2 protein-coding genes are annotated in these 1,283 nt (G+C 49.5%); both read left to right on the top strand.

Annotated elements, in window-relative coordinates; all coding sequences use genetic code 11:
* On the top strand, positions 1 to 890 hold an 890-nt coding region (locus KDK19_RS01200), incomplete at its 5' end, for a citrate/2-methylcitrate synthase (RefSeq protein ID WP_257291170.1).
* An 18-nt stretch (positions 891 to 908) separates the two neighbouring features.
* Positions 909 to 1,283, top strand: a 375-nt coding sequence (locus tag KDK19_RS01195; protein WP_257291169.1) for an aconitase family protein, incomplete at its 3' end; no start/stop codon positions are given.

The following is a 1,283-nucleotide window of genomic DNA, read 5'->3' as shown; positions in this document are numbered from 1 at the left end:
ATGCCCTGAAGGTCGTTTTGGAAGAGATTCCTGCCGGTGCACACCCAATGGACGTTATGCGCACCGGTTGTTCAATGCTGGGTAATCTGGAAACTGAGCAGGATTTCTCCGAACAGCTGGATCACATTGACCGTATGCTGGCCCTCTTCCCGGGCATGATTAACTACTGGTTCAACTTCAGTCACAACGGCATCCGAATTAATGTTGATACTGAAGCAGACTCCATTGCTGAGCAGTTTCTGTGGACCTTGCATAACAGGAAGCCGAAACCTCTGCATATAGAGGTAATGCATGCCTCCCTGATCCTTTATGCTGAGCATGAATTTAATGCTTCTACCTTCACCGGCCGAGTTTGTGCTTCCACTCTCTCTGATGTTCACAGCTGTGTAACCGCTGCAATCGGCTCACTGCGTGGACCTTTACATGGCGGTGCAAACGAGGCAGCTATGGCAATGATTGAGAACTGGCGCTCTGCCGATGAAGCGGAGCAGAACATTATGACCATGCTGGCTCGTAAAGAAAAAATTATGGGCTTCGGTCACGCGATTTACCGTGAGTCTGACCCTCGTAACGATATTATTAAAGAGTGGTCAAAGAAACTGTCTGAGCATTCAGTTGATGAATACCTGTATGCTGTTTCCGAACGTGTTGAGGCGGTCATGTGGCGTGAGAAGAAATTGTTCTGTAATGCTGATTTCTTCCACGCTTCTGCCTATCACTTCATGGGCATTCCAACCAAACTGTTTACACCGATCTTTGTTTGTTCACGTGTTTCTGGTTGGACTGCACACGTCATGGAGCAGCGTGCTAATAATCGTATTATTCGTCCTTCTGCGGACTACACCGGTCCAGAAAGTGTTGACTGGGTGGCGATCAAAGATCGTCCATAAAACTGAAGGACTGATGTTATGAACAGTGCATATCGCAAACCATTACCGGGCACCCGACTGGACTATTTCGACACTCGTGCAGCCATCGAAGCCATTCAGACTGGTGCCTACGCAAGGCTGCCTTACACCTCTCGCGTTCTGGCTGAGCAGCTCGTTCGTCGCTGTAATCCTGCAATCTTGACAGAGGCCCTCAAGCAGATCATAGAACGCAAGCGCGATCAGGACTTTCCCTGGTATCCTGCTCGTGTCGTGTGTCATGATATTCTCGGTCAAACAGCTCTGGTTGATCTGGCTGGCCTGCGTGATGCGATTGCTGAGCAGGGGGGTGACCCTTCCGAGGTCAATCCAGTTGTTCCAACACAGTTGATTGTTGATCACTCACTGGCTGTAGAG

The organism is Endozoicomonas sp. ONNA1 (genome assembly GCF_024606325.1).
Classification (GTDB): domain Bacteria; phylum Pseudomonadota; class Gammaproteobacteria; order Pseudomonadales; family Endozoicomonadaceae; genus Endozoicomonas_A.
The sequence above is the reverse complement of the archived record's forward strand: the minus strand, read 5'-3'. Positions and strand labels throughout refer to the sequence as shown.